The organism is Micromonospora sp. NPDC050695, assembly GCF_040654415.1.
GTDB lineage: Bacteria > Actinomycetota > Actinomycetes > Mycobacteriales > Micromonosporaceae > Micromonospora.
The window spans coordinates 1-15,738 of sequence record NZ_JBFAHZ010000020.1 but is presented as its reverse complement, the minus strand read 5'-3'; the positions used below and the strand labels follow the sequence as shown (position 1 = coordinate 15,738).

Here is a 15,738-nt window from a genome sequence, read left to right as displayed (position 1 = left end):
ACACCCTAACCAGCGGATTGGAAGTCACCTATCGGTCGTCCGACTCACCTCAGCAGGCGGCGTGGTCGACGGTGGCGAGCAGATTGCCCTCCGGGATGGCGATCCGGGTACGTCCACCCGCCAGTTGGGCCGCGGCACGCCGGGCCTGCAGCGGACCGTGCTCGCGGCGGGCGGCGGCGTAGCTGGCCGCCGTGCGGGCCGCGATCGTGGCCCAGCCGTAGCGCTCGCCGACCATGGTGCGGGCCTTGCGGGCCACCCGGCGGGCGAAGACCTCGTCGCCGAGGAGCTGACCGACCGCGCCGGCGAGCGCGTCCGGGTCGCTGTGCGGGAACGTCACACCGGTCACGCCGGCCTCGACGATCTCGGCGAGGCCGCCGGTGCGGGCCACGGCCAGGGGCGCGCCGGCGGCCGCCGCCTCCAGGGCCACCATGCCGAACGGCTCGTAGAGGCTGGGCACCACGGTCGCGTCGGTGGCGCCGAGCACCGCGGGCAGCTGGGTGGCGTCGAGGAAACCGGTGAAGCGGACGGTCGAGGAGAGCGCCAGCCGGCGGGCCTGGGCCTCCAGCTCGGCGCGGTACGGGCCGTCGCCGGCGATCACCACGCGCAGCCCGGGGTGCTGCTCCCGCAGCCGGGGCACCGCGTGGACGAGGTGCTGCACGCCCTTCTCGTAGACCAGCCGCCCGGCGTACCCGACCAGCGGGCCGGTCCCGGCGAAGCGGGCGCGGGCCGAGGCGACCGCACGCGGACGGGCCCGCCAGGCGCGGTCGTCGACCCCGTTGGGCACCACGTCGACCTGTGCGGCCGGTACGTCGAAGAGGGTGGTGACCTGGTCGCGCATGTACCCCGAGCAGGTGATGACGCGGGTGGAGACGCCGCTGAGCCAGTGTTCGACGCCGTGGATGGTGCGGTTCATCTCCTCGGGTAGCCAGCCCTGGTGCCGGCCGGCTTCGGTGGCGTGGATGGTGGTGACGAGGGGGATGTCCAGGTGGTCGCGCAGGGTCATGGCGGTGTGCGCGACGAGCCAGTCGTGGGCGTGGATGACGTCATAGCTGCCGGCCTGGGTGGCGCGCAGGGCGGTGCGGGTGAGGGTGTGGTTGAACGCCATCGTCCAGGCGAGCAGGGAGCCGGTGGCCAAAGGAAAGGTGACCGGGTCTTCGGGGGCGCGCAGGATGCGCACGCCGTCGGCGTACTCCTCCAGGGGTGCGCCCTCGGCGTGGCGGGTGACGACGGTGACCTCGTGGCCGGCGGCGACCAGGGCGACGGAGAGGGCGTGCACGTGTCGGCCGAGGCCGCCGACGAGCACCGGCGGGTACTCCCAGGAGAGCATCAGCACCCGCAGCTGCCGGGCGGGGTGGATGTCGATCACGTGGGCATCGAGTGACATGCGGCCCCCTTTGAGTTGTCCCCGGGCGCGCGCCGACCGACACCGGATTCGATGTCGCCGTCGCGCCTGGATCGGAGCCAATCCTGCCGGGATCGCGATAACCAGTGGCGACACCACCGTTGCGGTCGTGTAAAGCGCTACTGGCCCTTTCGCCGCACCCGCAGCAGCTCGGCCACCGACCATGCCTGGAACGGGCACCCGGTAGCGGTGTGCGGCGCGAGGCCATCGGCCGTCTCACTTACCGATCCTAGCCCATATTCGGTCAAATGGGCCTCTATGCCGATGAAAACGTCATCGACTGACATCTTTCCCCGGCGGCAGGCGTCCACGTACGGACCGAGCAGCCACGGCCAGACCGTGCCCTGGTGATAGCCCCCGTCGCGCTCCGCGGGACCACCGCCGTGCCGGCCCACGAACTCCGGCGCGTCCGGGGCTAGACTGCGCGGCCCGAGCGGAGTGAACAGCCCCGCGGCGACCCGGCGCAGCGTCGGCTCGTCCGGCTCCAGCGGCGCGAACGGCAACGACCAGGCCAGCAGCTGGTTGGGGCGGAGTGCATCATCGTCGTGCAGGGCCGCGCCACCCAGCGGGTACGCCGGAGCGGGCGCGTCCAGCACGTCGTGCAGCCAGCCGGTCGGGGCCGGGAAGCGGTCCCGGAACGAGGACGTCGCCTGCCCGTGCCGCCGCCACAGGTCGGCCGCGTCCTGCCCGGCCAGCTCGGTCAGCTCCGCGAGCCCGGCCAGCCCGTTGATCCACAGCGCGTTGACCTCGACCGGCTTGCCGGTACGCGGGGTGACCGGCACCCCGTACACCCGGGCATCCATCCAGGTCAGCGCGGTGCCCGGAGCACCCTGGGTGAGCAGCCCGTCGGCCGGGTCGACGGCGATCCCGTAGCGGGTGCCGGCCACGTGGGCGTCCACGACCGTCCGCAGCGCGGGCAGCAGCTCGTCGCCGAGGTCGGTGTCGCCGGTGACGGTGACGTGCCGGCTCACCGCGTGCAGGAACCACAGCGTGCCGTCGACGGTGTTGTACTCCACCCGTCCGGTGTCGGCCGTGTTGGCGAGCATCCCCTCGGACAGCGTCGCCGCGTACGACCGCAGCAGCTCCCGGCCCTCGGCGGCGCGACCCGTGCAGAGGAACAACCCCTCGTACGAGATCATCGTGTCCCGTGACCAGGCGCCGAACCACGGGTACCCGGCCACCACGTCGACCGTCCCGCCGCCGGGACGCACCACGAACGCGTCCGCGGCCAGCGCGAGGGTCGCCTCCACGTCATCGGCGGGTTTCGCCGTCGCCACCACCTGCCGGTTGCGCCGCCGGGCGGTCGCCACGATCTCCGCTGCGGGCGGAGGCTCCTCGTCGAGCCGGCCCGCCCAGGCCCGCACCGACACCGTGTCGCCGGGGCGTTCCAGCTCGCCGGCGAAGCGGCCCGCGTACCAGAGGTCCTCGTCCGGGTGCAGACCCCGGTTGGCCTCCTCGCGGTGGTGCACGCCCAGCCACCACTGCCCCTCCGGTGCCCAGCCCGGCCCGGCCAACCGGTACGCGCCCTCGACCACCGCGCCGTCGGCCACCGTCTCGACCTGCGGGGTCGGCCCGTCGGCGCGCCGTTCGCCGTGCGCGTCGCGCCAGGTGCAGGCGGCGGACAGCTCCAACCGGACCGGCCCGCCGGCCACCAGCCGGTGCACCACCGCCACGCAGGAGCGGCCCGGCAGCATGGCCAGCTCGCGTTCGATCACCACCGCGCCGATCCGCCACCGCCACCGGGGCAGCCCGTCGACCAGGTCGAAGCGCTCCAACAGCTCGAAGCCGCGCGGGTCCACGTCGCCGGAGGACCACTCGTGCGCGCCGAGCCGCACCCGTGCGCCGGACGGCAGGGTGACCGCCGGATCGAGACTGACCAGTCCCACCTGGCGGGACGCCGGGGTTTCGCCGGGCACCACGAGCAGACCGTGGTAGCGGCGGGTCCGCAACCCGCCGACGGTGCCCATCGCGTACCCGCCGAGACCGTCGGGCACCAGCCATTCCCGGCTCGCCGCGCTGCTCAGATCGCCGCAGACCTGCGGGCCGAAGTGAATGTCGATCAACTTTCCTCCACCGGCTGCGGGGTGTAACACGCCACGACGAGAATGGCCGCTGTGGTCAAGTACCGCAGCGGCGTCGAAGATGTGCACGTGATCATTGACCGTTCGTCCTCCGACGCCTCGCCACCCGACGCTGAGCGGCTCCGGCTCGCCCAAGCCGACTCGGGGGAGCAGGACTGGCGCGCATGGGGTCCCTATCTGTCCGAACGGGCGTGGGGGACGGTACGGGAGGACTACAGCGAGCACGGTACGGCCTGGGACTACTTCCCACATGACCACGCCCGGTCCAGAGCCTACCGGTGGAATGAAGACGGGATGGCGGGCGTCTGCGACGATCGACAGACCTTCGCGTTCGCTCTCGCGTTGTGGAACGGCAAGGACCCGATCCTCAAGGAGCGGATGTTCGGCCTCGGCGGTGACGGCGGCAACCACGGCGAGGACGTCAAGGAGTACTGGTGGTACGAGGACTCCACGCCCACCCACTCCTGGATGCGCTGGCGCTACCACTACCCGCAGGCCGCCTTCCCGTACGACGAACTCGTCGCGGTGAACGCGCTGCGCGGCCGCGACGACACCGAGTACGAGCTGGTGGACACCGGGATCTTCGACGACGACCGGTACTGGGCGGTGACCGTCGACTACGCCAAGGCGTCCCCGACCGACCTGTGCATGGTGATCACCGTGGCGAACCGGGGCGACCGGGCGGAGAACCTGCACGTGCTGCCCACCCTGTGGTTCCGCAACACCTGGGCCTGGGGCCTGCCCGGCGGGGACCGCATTCCCACCCTGACCGGCGAGGGCACCCGGCTGGTCGGTGAACACCGGGTGTTCGGCCAGCTGCTGCTGGAGGGCGACGGCGGCCCGGTGCCGCTGCTCTGCGACAACGACACCAACGCCGAACGGCTCTGGGGGCTGCCCGGCCGCTCGGCGTACCCGAAGGACGGCATCAACGACCACGTGGTCAACGGCGCGGCCACCGTCAACCCGGCGCGGGAGGGCACCAAGGGCGCGCTGCACTACGTCCTCGACGTGCCGGCCGGCGGGCAACGGCAGATCCGGTTGCGGCTCACCCGCACCGCCTCGCCGCCGGCCGCCGCCCCGCCGCCCCCGGCCGACCTCGGCGAAGGGTTCGAGGCGGTGGTGTGGGCACGGCGCGCCGAGGCGAACCGGTTCTTCGCCGGGGTGATCCCGCCGGCCGCCACCCCCGACGAGGCGCTGGTCGCCCGGCAGGCCATCGCCGGGCTGATGTGGGGCAAGCAGTTCTACCACTTCGACGTCAAGCGCTGGCTGGAGGGCGATCCGGGCTCGTCGCCCCCGCCGGCCGGGCGCCGACACGGGCGCAACAGCGCCTGGTGGCACATGACCAGCTTCGACGTGATCTCCATGCCCGACCCGTGGGAATACCCGTGGTACGCGGCCTGGGACCTGGCCTTCCACTGCGTCAGCATCGCCCGCGTCGACCCGGGCTTCGCCAAGGAACAACTACTGCTCCTGCTCCGCGAGTGGTACCTGCACCCCAACGGGCAGATCCCGGCGTACGAGTGGGCGTTCGGCGACGTGAACCCGCCGGTGCACGCCTGGGCGGCGCTCAAGGTGTTCGAGATCGACGGCGGCCGGGACTTCGAGTTCCTGGCCCGGGTGATGCACAAGCTGCTGCTCAACTTCACCTGGTGGGTCAACCGCAAGGACACCGGCGGCAACAACGTGTTCGAGGGCGGCTTCCTCGGGCTGGACAACGTCGGGCCGTTCGACCGTTCGGCGGCGCTGCCGGTGGCGGGGGTGCTGGAGCAGTCCGACGGCACCGGCTGGATGGCCATGTACGCGCTCAACCTGCTGGACATGGCGATCGTGCTGGCCGAGCACGACCGGACCTGGGTGGACACCGCCACCAAGTTCTTCGAACACTTCGCGTACATCGCCGCCGCCGCGTACGAGCAGGGGCTGTGGGACGACGAGGACGCCTTCTTCTACGACGTGCTGCGCCTCGCCGACGGCACGAAGGTGCCGCTCAAGGTGCGCTCGGTGGTCGGGCTGCTGCCACTGGCGGCCACCACCCGGCTCACGGCGAAGACCCTGCACCGCCTGCCGGAGCTGGGCGCCCGGCTGCGCTGGTTCCTCACCAACCGCCCCGAGTACGCCCAGGTGATCGGCACCCGCCGGCTCGGCCCCGACGGCCGCCAGCAGCGGCTGCTGTCCATGGTCGGCCCGGAGCAGGTGGTCCGGCTGCTCGCCCGGATGCTGGACACCGACGAGTTCCTGTCCGAGTACGGCCTGCGCACGCTGTCCCGCGCGCACCTGGACAAGCCGTTCTCGGTGACCCTCGGCGGTCAGGAGTTCTCCGTCGGCTACGAGCCGGCCGAGTCGACCAGCGGCCTGTTCGGCGGCAACTCGAACTGGCGCGGCCCGATCTGGATGCCGACGAACTTCCTGCTGATCAGCGCGCTGCGCGACTATGCGGCGTTCTTCGGCGACGACCTCCAGGTCGAGTACCCGACCCGCTCCGGGGTGAAGCGCACGCTGGACGAGATCGCCGACGACCTGTCCGCCCGACTGATCTCGCTGTTCACGCAGGACGACTGGGGGAGACGGCCGATCTACGGTGCCTGTCAGCTCTTCCAGACCCACCCGGACTGGCGGGACCTGGTCGCCTTCCCCGAGTACTTCCACGGCGACAACGGGGCGGGGCTGGGCGCCTGGCACCAGACCGGTTGGACGGCCCTGGTCGCCGACCTGATCCTCACCCTGCGCCGGTGATCCGGTGAGAAGCGCCTCCGATCGCGCCTTCCCGCCCCGGTGTCGCGCCGGATGACGACTGGCGTCGTCGCAGGATCCAGCTCAGGTAAAGACATCGTCCAGTCACACTTTCCTAGACTCTCGCTGGACCCAGATCTCGTCTGTCCACTCCGGATGCCCGAAACGCCGCCGGCGAGCGGCGCTCGCACCGCGGTCCGACACACCTGTTGTGAGACCAGCCAAGAACACGCCGTACGCCTGGAGGAACCGGTGCCCGCACCCTCGACCCCGCTGAGGAAGCTCGGTTTCCTCACGATCGGTCTGTTCGACGAGGCCGACCCGCGCGCAGGCCACGAGTCGACGCTGGACATCATCGCGCTCGGCGAGCAACTCGGGTTCGACAGCGCCTGGGTGCGCCACCGCCACCTCCAGTACGGCATCTCCTCACCGATCGCCGTCCTGGCGGCTGCCTCACAGCGGACCAGCCGCATCGAACTCGGCACCGCGGTCACCCCCCTCGGCTGGGAGAATCCGCTGCGGCTGGCCGAGGACCTGGCGACCGTCGACATCCTCTCCGGCGGGCGGCTCAACCCGGGAGTGAGCGTCGGCCCGCCGACGCGTGACGACAGCGTCATGCGATCGCTGTACCCCGACACCGCACACGCCGAGGAGTTCGACTACACCCGGCTGCGGCGGCTGCTCGACTTCGTCCGTGGCGCACCGGCCAGTGACTTCGACGGCGTCAAGGGCATGGAGGCGTTCTCCGAGCGGGTGCAGCCACACTCTCCCGGTCTGGCCAGCCGGATGTGGTACGGCGCCGGAAGCCTCCGGTCGGCGCGATGGGCCGGCGAGCAGGGCATGAACCTGCTCACCAGCAGCGTGGTGAAGGCAGAGGAGTCCACGGACTTCGCCGAGGTCCAGCTATCCCAGATCCGGGCCTTCCGAGCTCTGCACCCGGACGGCGACCGTGCCCGGGTCTCTCAGGGCCTGGTCGTGATCCCCACCGACTCGGCCACCCCGGACCAGCGTGCCCGCTACGAGGAGTACAGCCGTCAGCGGATGCCCCGGACCACGTCAACGCACGGGCCGAGCCGGGTGATGTTCGCCCCCGACATCGTCGGACCGGCGGAGATGATCGCCGAGCGTCTGTACGCGCATGCCGCGTTCCGTGAGGTGACCGAGGTCGCCTTCGCCCTGCCATTCACTTTTGAGCACGCCGATTACGTTCAGATCCTCACCGACATGGCAACCCGACTCGGCCCACTGCTCGGCTGGCATCCGGCCTCATAGGTCGACAGCGCCCTTCAATTGGCGAGCAGGGTGCTGACGAGCGTGACGTAGGTGGCGGTGCCGACCAGGATGCTGAGAAGGGCGCTGCGGCGCCAGAGGTGCAGCCCAACGGTGATGCCAACAGCCAGCAGCGTGACGATCAGGCGGTCGGGACGCTGGTGTGGCACGTCGCGGAGGCAGTAGGCCGCGAGGGTGATCATGATGCCGGCAGGCATGGCGGCCGCGAGGTAGGTGACGGTGGGGCTGGCGCGGAGCCGGTCCAGGACGGCGAACGGCAGGGCGCGCAGTCCCCACGCGACGGCGGCGGAGGTCACGACCGCGGCGAGTAGATACGGGGCGTCAGGCACGAGTGGGTCTCCGGGTGGTCAGAAATCGGCGTACGAGCAGCGCCGTGGTGAACAGCGTGAGGGCGACGGGCAAGAACTGGTTCGGGAGACTGAGGTAGGTGGCGAGCGCCGCGAGCAGGGCCAGGAGTGGGGTAGGGAGGTCGTGGCGGCGGGCCCGGATCGCCTCGATGGCCAGCACGACGAACAACGCGGTCAGCGCGAAGTCCAGACCGGCGACGCGCTCTGGGATCAGTGCGCCGAGTGTCCCGCCGAGTGTTGCGCCACCCACCCAGTACAGGTGCAGAAACATTTGAAGCGCGACGATGCGGCGGCCGGGCCATGCTTGAGCCTGCCTGTTGGCGGTGAGGGCGTATGCCTCGTCGGTCAACGCGAAGGTGCTGTACAGCTTGCCTCTGCGGCTGTGGACTCGGTGCAGTGGGAACGACAGCCCGTAGAACAGGTGCCGAACGTTGACCAGCAGCGCGGTCGCCGCGATCGTGGCCAGCGGCGCGAATGCGCTGATGAGGCCAATGAGCAGGAACTCGAATGAGCCGGCGTAGATGACCGTGGTGAAGACCGTGGCCCACCACCAGTGCAGTCCGGCTTGAACGACCAGCACTCCGAGAGCGACGCCCAACGGTGCCAGCCCCAGTCCGACGGGCAGGGAGTCCTTGAGTGCGGCGAGCAGCGAGGACGGCGCCTTCACGTCGTGGTCCTTCCCGGTGGCAGCCGCCGTCGGATCGCTTGACATGCTGAAATTGTATTTCAAAGCCTGCGTAATTTGGTGCCAAATAGTTGCCGTATAATCGTCGTGTGGGTAATCGGGAACGCCTTGATGCGCTTGATCGGGAAATTTTATTTCAACTGAGTCGGGACGGCAGGTTGAGTAACGTCGAGTTGGCACGGCGGGTGGGGCTCACTCCGCCGCCGTGTCTGCGCCGGGTCAAACGGCTGGAGGACACCGGCGTCATCGCCGGCTACCGCGCCGTGATCGACCCCGTCGCGACCGGCCGTGGGCTCGAGGTTCTGATCGACGTCGAGATCGCGGCGCAGAACCTCCAAACGGTGCAGGAGTTCGAAGACACCGTGTCCGCCTACGACGAGGTGGTTGAGTTTCGCCGCATGTTCGGCCGCCCCGACTACCTCGTGCGGGTCGCTGTCGAGGACCATGGCGCCTTTGAGGCATTCCTCAGCGGCAAGCTCATCGGCCTACCGGGTGTCCTGCGAGTCGAGTCTCGCCTGACCATGAAACTGATCAAGAGCAACTAGCGGTTGGCAAGGTGGGCGATCCTGGATCACCTACGATTGCGACCCAAATGAGCATTATGCGCAACTTGCACGATTTGCCCTCGTTGTCCCGGTGACGGGTGGACCCACGCCGAGCAGACCCGTCAGTCCATCTGAACGGGGGAATATCGGTGAGACCTGTCCTGCTGCGAAGAAGAATCACGAGCGCATCCACGGCGCTGCTGGTCGCCGGCCTGGCGACCCTGGGGCTGGGGACGCCAGCACGCGCGGCGCCGGGTGACGCGAACGCCCGCGGTGTCGTCGTCGACCTGTCTGCGGAGGTACTCGGCACGGCCGTGATCACCGCCGACGCCACCATCGGCACCGCCACCGCGCCGCCTGCCGGCGGCACCGACACCGAGACCCTGCTGGCCATCTCGATACCCGGGGCGCTCGGCGTGACTGCCAGCGGCACCGTCGAGGAGGTCACCGCCACCCGGGCAGCGGCCTCGTCGTCGGCGTCCTCCAGCGTCAACGGCCTCAACCTGGCCGTGCTCGGCGTCGACGTGTTGGACGCCACCGAGGCCACCGCCACCGCGACCTGCCCGCAGGTCGGCCCGACCGGCGCGGACACCACGCTCGTCGGGCTGGAACTATTCGGCTCCGCGGTGACCCTGACGGCGAACACCCCCGCCGTCGTCGGCAGTGCGGCCGTGGTGGTGTCGGGGCTGGTGGACGCGAGCCTGAACGCATCGCTGACCCGCGTCGAGACGACCACCGCCGCCGGCGCCACCGCGATCACCATACGAGCCACCTTCACCCTGTCGGGCACCATCCTCGGCGTGCCGACGACCATCCCGATCGGAACGGTGATCGTCGCCGAGGCCAACTGCGAACGCCCGCCCACTGCGCCCACCACCGCGACGATCAACCCGGACGAGGGCCCGCAGTCGGGCGGCCAGACGGTGACCATCACCGGTACGGGCTTCATCTCGGGTGGCACCACGGTCACCTTCGACGGTTCGCCGGCCACCACCGTCACGGTCAACCCGAGCGGCACCTCGTTGACGGCGGTCACCCCGCCCGGCGCGATCGGTCCGGCGTCGGTCGTGGTCAGCACGGTGAACGGCGCAGCGCCGCCGCTCGGCTACACCTACCTGGCCGACGGCAGCGCGGCTGTGATCACCGGTCTCACGCCGCCCTCCGGCCCGACGGCCGGCGGCACGACGGTGACCATCACCGGCACCGGCTTCACCGGGGTGGCGGCAGTGGACTTCAACGGGCTGCCCAGCACCGGGTTCACCGTCAACCCGGCCGGCACCACGATCACCGTGGTGACCCCTCCGAACCCGCAAGGACCGGCCCTGGTTGAATTGGTCTTCCCCGCCGGTCGGGTGACCGCGCCGACGTTCACGTACATCGCGCCGACCATCACCTCGATCGTGCCGAACACCGGCCCGACCACCGGCGGTACGACGGTGACGGTCACCGGCACCGGGTTCACCGGGGCGACCGAGGTGACCTTCGGCGACACGTCGGGCACCAACCTCGTCGTGGACCCGAGCGGCACCTCGCTGACCGTTGTCACACCGCCTGGGCAGGTCGGTCCCGTGGACGTGGCCGTGCTCATTCCGGGCGAGAACGCCAATGCGCCGAACGGGTTCACGTACGTCGCGGCGCCTCCGACCGCCACGTCGATCACGCCGAACGCGGGCCCGCAGTCGGGTGGCCAGACGGTGACGATCACCGGCACAGCCCTCGTCCCCGGTGACACGAACGTCACCTTCGACGGGGTCCCGGCCGCCAACGTCACGGTCAGCCCGGACGGCACCTCGTTGACGGCGCTCACCCCGCCGGGCGCGGTCGGGCCGGCGGTGGTGGTGGTGAGCACCGGCGGCGGCACGGCCGCACCGCTGGACTACACGTACCTGCCCGACGGTAGTGCCGCCAACGCGACCGGGCTGACCCCGACGACGGGGCCGACCTCGGGTGGCACCACGGTGACCATCACCGGCAGTGGCTTCGCCGGGGCGTCCGGGGTGACCTTCGACGGGGTGCCGGGCACCGGGTTCACCGTCAACCCGGCCGGCACCACGATCACCGTGGTCACGCCGCCGAACTCGGCCGGGCCGGCGGACGTGCGCCTGGTGTTCCCCGCGGGCACGGCCACCGCGCCACCGTTCACGTACGTCGCGCCGCCCGCGCCGCCAGTCATCGACACGGTGACCCCGGGTCAGGGGCCGGTCGGTGGTGGCACCACCGTGACGATCGGTGGTTCCGGATTCGTGCCCGGCGGGACGGTGGTCACCATCTGCGGCGCGACCATCCCGGCGAACCAGGTCACCGTGCCGCCGAACGGGCGTTCATTGACCTTCCGTACCCCGCCCTGCGCGGCCGGGAACACCACGGTCGTCGTGAGCACCGACCGTGGGGCCTCCAACGGGCTCACCTTCCGCTACGTCCCGCGGATCCTGCCGGTGACCGGTGACAGCGTCGGCGCGCCGCTGACCATTGGCGCGATGCTCGCTCTCTTCGGCATCGTCCTGGTGTTGCTGACCCGCCGTCGGCAGCGCGCCAGCCGGATCGGCTGACCATATTGTCCCGGCCAGGGCTCAGCTCGGGCCCTGGCCGGGATGGCAGCGCCGCCGGTCACCCGATGAAGGGCTCGGGCCCGAGTCGTCCCGCACGACCACGTCCCCGCCCGTCGCGGTGATCTCCTCACCTGACGAGCCGGACCTCGGGTGTGGCAGGTGCCGGCCGCGCCCAGCTTCTCGCGGACAGTCACCAATCCGTCACCGAAGAAGTGTGGGTGGTGTTCGCCCGTACGCTCGGGTGCGTGCCCGGACCTGCCGAGAAGGCCACCGAACAGGACCGGCGTGACCTCATCGTCACGGTCGCGCGAGAGCTGGCTGAGACGGAAGGCTGGGCGGGGGTGAGCACCCGCCGGCTGTCCGAGCGGGCCGAGATCGACATCGGTGACATCTACCGCCACTTCGCCGATCTGGAGGCGCTGCTCGCCGCCGTCGCGGTGTGCGCCTTCGCCGACCTGGCCGCCGACCTGGCGGAGGCGCACGCGGACGCCACCGACGAACCCGAGGGCGTCTGGTCGGCGGTCGCTTCCGCGTACCTCGACTTCGCGTACGCGAATCCGGAGGTCTACGACGCGATGCTCGCGCTGACCCCCGACCTGGCCCTCGGCGACGATGGCGTGCCGGCGGCGCCGCGGGCGGTCTTCACCGAGCTGCGGGCGGCCCTGGCCCCGCTCGCCGAGGGGCGGGACCTGGACACTCTCGCCGAGGTGGGCTGGAGCCTGCTGCACGGCGTGGTGATGCTCACCCGGGGCGGCCGGCTGCGGCCCGAGGGGCAGGAGGAGCGCGAAGCGATGATCGCGGCGAGGCTGCTGCGGTGGCCGTGACCACCGACGCGGCGTCGGGGCCAGAGACGGGCACACGTGGGTGCTGGAAGACGACGAACTGGACCCGACCGACGGTGGGGTGCTGCGGCCCACCGCGGTCGGAGCCCACCTGACCTGGGCCGGCTCTCGCCGTCCGGGTGTGGCGTCGGGCCACCACCGACAGGCCCCGCGCTCAGGCCCCTTCGCGTCGGACGATCGCCACCGCGACCCGGCAGAACTCGTCCATGTCAGGGTTGAAGCCGGCCGCGATGTCGGGGTGCAGACCCGAGCGGGTCTCGTCCAGCAGTCGCTGGCAGACCTGCTCGACCGGCTCGCCGGCGTAGCCCGCGCTGACCCGTTCGGTGGCGGCCTGAAGCGCCGAGGTCAGTTGCTCCTCCAGCGGGCCGCGCAGCTTCTGCTGCACAGGATCGAGCCCGCGCGGGTCGAGCGTGACATGTGGCTCCGACATCGGTGCTCCCTTCGTCGGCGACCGCGATACCCCACCGCGGACGTCGGTTAAACCCCGGTCGGTACGGCGGCGACCCGCACCTGGTACGAGAATTCCTCCGCCGGCTCCTCGTGGTACGACAACCGGCGGATCTGCCGGTCGTCGTCGTAGAGGGCGACGTCCACCAGGACGCCGAGGTGGGCCAGGCCGATGGACGACACGCGCTTCTTGTCCTGCAACACCGCACAGACGCCGCCGAGCAGGGTGCTGGCGTCGGATGTTCGGTGCCCGGGCGGGCAGCGCAGCACCAGGTCGACCTCGACGGGCCCAGGCAGCGGCGTCCAGCCGGTGCGCTGGGCCGCCGCGAGGGCGGCCTGGAGCAGGGTGCGTACCCTCGTCGCCTGCCGGTGCCCGGCGGCGAAGATGGACAACGCTTCGGTCTTGACCGGTGGCAGGCCGCTCACCTCAAACGTCAGGGCGAGAGCGCGGGTGTCCTGCACGACGGCACCTCCTCGTTGGGACGATCCTGCCGAACCGGGGGAGCGGCGGTGGGACGTTCCCGCGATTACCCACCGATCGGGCAGCTTGGAGTCGGCCGGAGGCGTGTCGACGGCGGCGGCGAACGCGCTGGCTGCGGCGCTACAAAACGCTAGTCGACGCCGCCCGCGCTGGGTAGTCGGTCGTTCACCCGACGCGGCGCGAACGCGCAGAACTCGTTGCCCTCCGGGTCGGCCAGCACCCACCAGGTCACCTCGCCGGACGGCTCGGTGATGAGCCGGGCGCCCTCCGCGAGCAGCGCCGCCGGGCCCGCGTCGGGCAGGCGCAGATCCAGGTGTACGCGGGTCTTGCCGACCCTCGGCTCGGGCACCCGGTTCACCCAGATCGACTCGGCGTCCGAGCGCGCGGAGCGGGGATCGACGCGGGTGTCACCCTCGCCGGCGTCGGCCACGTCGGCGTCGAGCATCCGGGCCCAGAAGCCGCCCAGGGCGAGCGGGTCCGCGGCATCGAGACAGAGATCCTTGAAGCGTGCGGTCACCGTCTCCGCATGCCCGGTGCCGACGTGCGTGTCAGCCTCCAACCGCCACAGGCCACCGGGCTGACCCGGTCTGGGCGTGGACGACCCGGGCAGATCCGGTGCAAGATCGCGGAGCGGGGGGTGGGATCGACGAGGCGGTTTGTCGCGGGTCTAGCGGCACGGAGCGTGCGGGGAGAGGCCCCGGGGCAGGGGCCTCTCCTGGATGCACGTTCAGTGCTGTTTGGCGTAACCGACGAAAGCTCTCCAAGCCGCCGGGCTGACGTGGAGGGTGCCGCCATCGCGGTCCTTGGTGTCGCGCACCAGCACGATGTGCGGCATGTTGTCGGCGACCTCGACGCAGGCGCCGCCGTTGCCGCCGGACCTGGTCGACTTGTGCCAGCGTGGAGTCAGGGCATCCATGACTTCGTCACTTCCTTGATCAGCTCGATTGACTGCCGGCGGGGTAGCGCCTCGTTGCGGACGATCTCCCACGTCTTGGCCAGCTTAGCGACGTCGGTCGACGCGTCGACGATCTGCGCGGTGAGCTGGTTGTCGGCGTAGGTCACCCGTTCGCCGTCCGGCATCTCGGCGATGATGAACTGGCCGCCCATCCCCAGGTACATCCCCGCGTCCACTGGGACGATGTGCACCTGGATGTGCTCGGCCGCCGCCAGCTCGACCAGTTTCTCGCACTGCTCGACCATGAGACCGGGCTGGTCGAGCACCGGCCGGCGCAGCACCGCCTCGTCCAGGACGGCGATGAGCTGCGGCGGACGTGGGCGGTGCAGGATCGCCTGCCGTTCCAGGCGGGAGGCGACGATGCGGTCGACGTCCTCGGCGTCGAACCGGCCGCCGGCCAGCGTGGCGCGGGCGTACCGCTCGGTCTGGAACAGGCCCGGCACGTACGCCAACTCGAACCAGCGCAGCGTCGTCGCCTCCCGCTCGAACTCGATCCACTCGCGCAGCCAGGCCGGCTCGGCGTCGAGCCGGGCCAACCTGTCCAGCATGCGCAGAAAGCGTCCGTCGGTCGTGTGGTGGGCGTCGATCGCCCGCATGTACTCCTTCGTGGGCGGTCGTCCGCCGGTCTCCACCGAGCTGACGTGCGAGCCCGAATACCCGATGCCCTTGCCGAAGTCGTCCTGGCTGAGCCCGGACCCCGCCCGCAGCAGGCGTAGTTCCTCCAGGACGTAGTCGGTAGCGGTCCCCATCGATTCCCCAGCCTCTGCTCACTCTGGATCGGCGTGTCCGTCACGGCTGCCCATCTGGGTCGCCGAGCTGCACGGATGCCGCGAGAACGAATCGACCGTAGTCGTGTCATCACCAGACTGTCACCAGTGGCGGGTCCGCTGGTGGCCGACGTGGCGGCGGCGGGCTCTGGCCCGGGGTCGCTCCCGTTTCCCCCCTTGCGGGAGCGACCCCATCCCCATCCCGAGGAGGTCGATGTGCCCAGCCCGACAATCCATCAGCGCGTGACGCGGTGGCGGTGGCGGTGATCCGGCCGCCCGTCCCGCATGTCGCCATGCGCCCGCTGTGGCGGTGCCGCAACTGCGGCCGGGAGTGGCCGTGCCAGCCGGCCAAGCTCGCCCTGCTGACGGAGTACCGGACCAACCGGATGGGGCTGCTGATCTACCTCGGCACCCTGATGAACGAGGCGACCCACCAGCTCACCCAACTCCACCCGGACCACCCGCCGGCACGGATGACCGAGCGCTTCCTCTCCTGGGCGCGAGCCCGGGGCTGACGCTAGTCCTGCATTCCGCACGTGGCTGATTGTCAACACCACTCGAGTGGGTCGATGTCGAGGAGTTCGAGGAGATGGAGTTGTAGGGGTGTGGGTTGAGGG

At 70.8% G+C, this 15,738-nt stretch carries 15 protein-coding genes; 6 read left to right on the top strand and 9 right to left on the bottom strand.

Going from position 1 to position 15,738, the window contains the following annotated elements; translation table 11 throughout:
• Positions 1–49 precede the first annotated feature (49 nt).
• Both AB0H52_RS17400 and AB0H52_RS17395 read right to left on the bottom strand, forming a co-directional pair.
• The gene (locus AB0H52_RS17400; RefSeq protein WP_192580313.1) at positions 50–1,384 is read right to left on the bottom strand and encodes a glycosyltransferase family 4 protein; all 1,335 of its coding nucleotides are present in this window, start codon (positions 1,382–1,384) and stop codon (positions 50–52) included.
• Between the two features lie 137 nt (positions 1,385–1,521).
• Entirely contained in the window at positions 1,522–3,465 is a 1,944-nt protein-coding gene (locus tag AB0H52_RS17395) for an amylo-alpha-1,6-glucosidase (protein ID WP_151490647.1), read from the bottom strand.
• 42 nt (positions 3,466–3,507) lie between these two features.
• Between AB0H52_RS17395 and AB0H52_RS17390 the strand changes: the two genes are divergently transcribed.
• Together AB0H52_RS17390 and AB0H52_RS17385 are read left to right on the top strand one after the other, a co-directional pair.
• Positions 3,508–6,216 carry a glucosidase gene (locus AB0H52_RS17390; protein ID WP_357948479.1) on the top strand — a complete coding sequence of 903 codons (2,709 nt, stop codon included), beginning with the start codon at positions 3,508–3,510 and terminating at the stop codon, positions 6,214–6,216.
• Positions 6,217–6,465: 249 nt separating this feature from the next.
• Positions 6,466–7,485 carry an LLM class flavin-dependent oxidoreductase gene (locus tag AB0H52_RS17385; protein ID WP_278121997.1) on the top strand — a complete coding sequence of 340 codons (1,020 nt, stop codon included), beginning with the start codon at positions 6,466–6,468 and terminating at the stop codon, positions 7,483–7,485.
• Positions 7,486–7,499: 14 nt separating this feature from the next.
• On the opposite strand, the gene AB0H52_RS17380 is transcribed toward AB0H52_RS17385, so the two are convergent.
• Complete coding sequence (locus AB0H52_RS17380) at positions 7,500–7,832, bottom strand: AzlD domain-containing protein (protein ID WP_151490650.1); 333 nt, start codon at positions 7,830–7,832, stop codon at positions 7,500–7,502.
• Positions 7,825–8,562 carry an AzlC family ABC transporter permease gene (locus tag AB0H52_RS17375; RefSeq protein WP_151490651.1) on the bottom strand — a complete coding sequence of 246 codons (738 nt, stop codon included), beginning with the start codon at positions 8,560–8,562 and terminating at the stop codon, positions 7,825–7,827. Before AB0H52_RS17375 ends, AB0H52_RS17380 begins: the two co-directional genes overlap by 8 nt.
• A gap of 62 nt (positions 8,563–8,624) precedes the next feature.
• Here AB0H52_RS17375 and AB0H52_RS17370 point away from each other — a divergent pair, with 62 nt between their 5' ends.
• From AB0H52_RS17370 to AB0H52_RS17360, 3 genes are all read left to right on the top strand, one after another.
• Positions 8,625–9,080: an Lrp/AsnC family transcriptional regulator gene (locus AB0H52_RS17370; protein ID WP_151490652.1), complete on the top strand. Its 456-nt coding sequence runs from the start codon at positions 8,625–8,627 to the stop codon at positions 9,078–9,080.
• 149 nt (positions 9,081–9,229) lie between these two features.
• On the top strand, positions 9,230–11,629 hold the full coding sequence (locus AB0H52_RS17365) for an IPT/TIG domain-containing protein (RefSeq protein WP_151490653.1): 2,400 nt from the start codon (positions 9,230–9,232) through the stop codon (positions 11,627–11,629).
• A 245-nt stretch (positions 11,630–11,874) separates the two neighbouring features.
• On the top strand, positions 11,875–12,453 hold the full coding sequence (locus AB0H52_RS17360; protein WP_357948474.1) for a TetR/AcrR family transcriptional regulator: 579 nt from the start codon (positions 11,875–11,877) through the stop codon (positions 12,451–12,453).
• Positions 12,454–12,625: 172 nt separating this feature from the next.
• On the opposite strand, the gene AB0H52_RS17355 is transcribed toward AB0H52_RS17360, so the two are convergent.
• From AB0H52_RS17355 to AB0H52_RS17335, 5 genes are all read right to left on the bottom strand, one after another.
• Entirely contained in the window at positions 12,626–12,901 is a 276-nt protein-coding gene (locus AB0H52_RS17355; RefSeq protein WP_151490654.1) for a hypothetical protein, read from the bottom strand.
• A 47-nt stretch (positions 12,902–12,948) separates the two neighbouring features.
• Entirely contained in the window at positions 12,949–13,380 is a 432-nt protein-coding gene (locus AB0H52_RS17350) for a hypothetical protein (protein WP_151490655.1), read from the bottom strand.
• Between the two features lie 149 nt (positions 13,381–13,529).
• Positions 13,530–13,958: a VOC family protein gene (locus AB0H52_RS17345; protein WP_357948470.1), complete on the bottom strand. Its 429-nt coding sequence runs from the start codon at positions 13,956–13,958 to the stop codon at positions 13,530–13,532.
• 168 nt (positions 13,959–14,126) lie between these two features.
• Entirely contained in the window at positions 14,127–14,315 is a 189-nt protein-coding gene (locus AB0H52_RS17340) for a DUF397 domain-containing protein (protein WP_357948467.1), read from the bottom strand.
• On the bottom strand, positions 14,303–15,103 hold the full coding sequence (locus AB0H52_RS17335; RefSeq protein ID WP_357948464.1) for a helix-turn-helix transcriptional regulator: 801 nt from the start codon (positions 15,101–15,103) through the stop codon (positions 14,303–14,305). Before AB0H52_RS17335 ends, AB0H52_RS17340 begins: the two co-directional genes overlap by 13 nt.
• Positions 15,104–15,414: 311 nt before the next feature.
• Here AB0H52_RS17335 and AB0H52_RS17330 point away from each other — a divergent pair, with 311 nt between their 5' ends.
• Complete coding sequence (locus AB0H52_RS17330) at positions 15,415–15,636, top strand: flavin reductase (RefSeq protein WP_357948461.1); 222 nt, start codon at positions 15,415–15,417, stop codon at positions 15,634–15,636.
• The last annotated feature ends 102 nt before the right edge of the window (positions 15,637–15,738 follow it).

What these genes read in the sequence shown, in the direction of transcription:
- AB0H52_RS17400 (WP_192580313.1), bottom strand. Translation starts at nt 1,384, where the DNA reads ATGTCACTCGATGCCCACGTGATCGACATCCACCCCGCCCGGCAGCTG.
- AB0H52_RS17390 (WP_357948479.1), top strand. Translation starts at nt 3,508, where the DNA reads ATGGCCGCTGTGGTCAAGTACCGCAGCGGCGTCGAAGATGTGCACGTG.
- AB0H52_RS17375 (WP_151490651.1), bottom strand. Translation starts at nt 8,562, where the DNA reads ATGTCAAGCGATCCGACGGCGGCTGCCACCGGGAAGGACCACGACGTG.
- AB0H52_RS17355 (WP_151490654.1), bottom strand. Translation starts at nt 12,901, where the DNA reads ATGTCGGAGCCACATGTCACGCTCGACCCGCGCGGGCTCGATCCTGTG.
- AB0H52_RS17340 (WP_357948467.1), bottom strand. Translation starts at nt 14,315, where the DNA reads ATGGATGCCCTGACTCCACGCTGGCACAAGTCGACCAGGTCCGGCGGC.
- AB0H52_RS17335 (WP_357948464.1), bottom strand. Translation starts at nt 15,103, where the DNA reads ATGGGGACCGCTACCGACTACGTCCTGGAGGAACTACGCCTGCTGCGG.
- AB0H52_RS17330 (WP_357948461.1), top strand. Translation starts at nt 15,415, where the DNA reads ATGCGCCCGCTGTGGCGGTGCCGCAACTGCGGCCGGGAGTGGCCGTGC.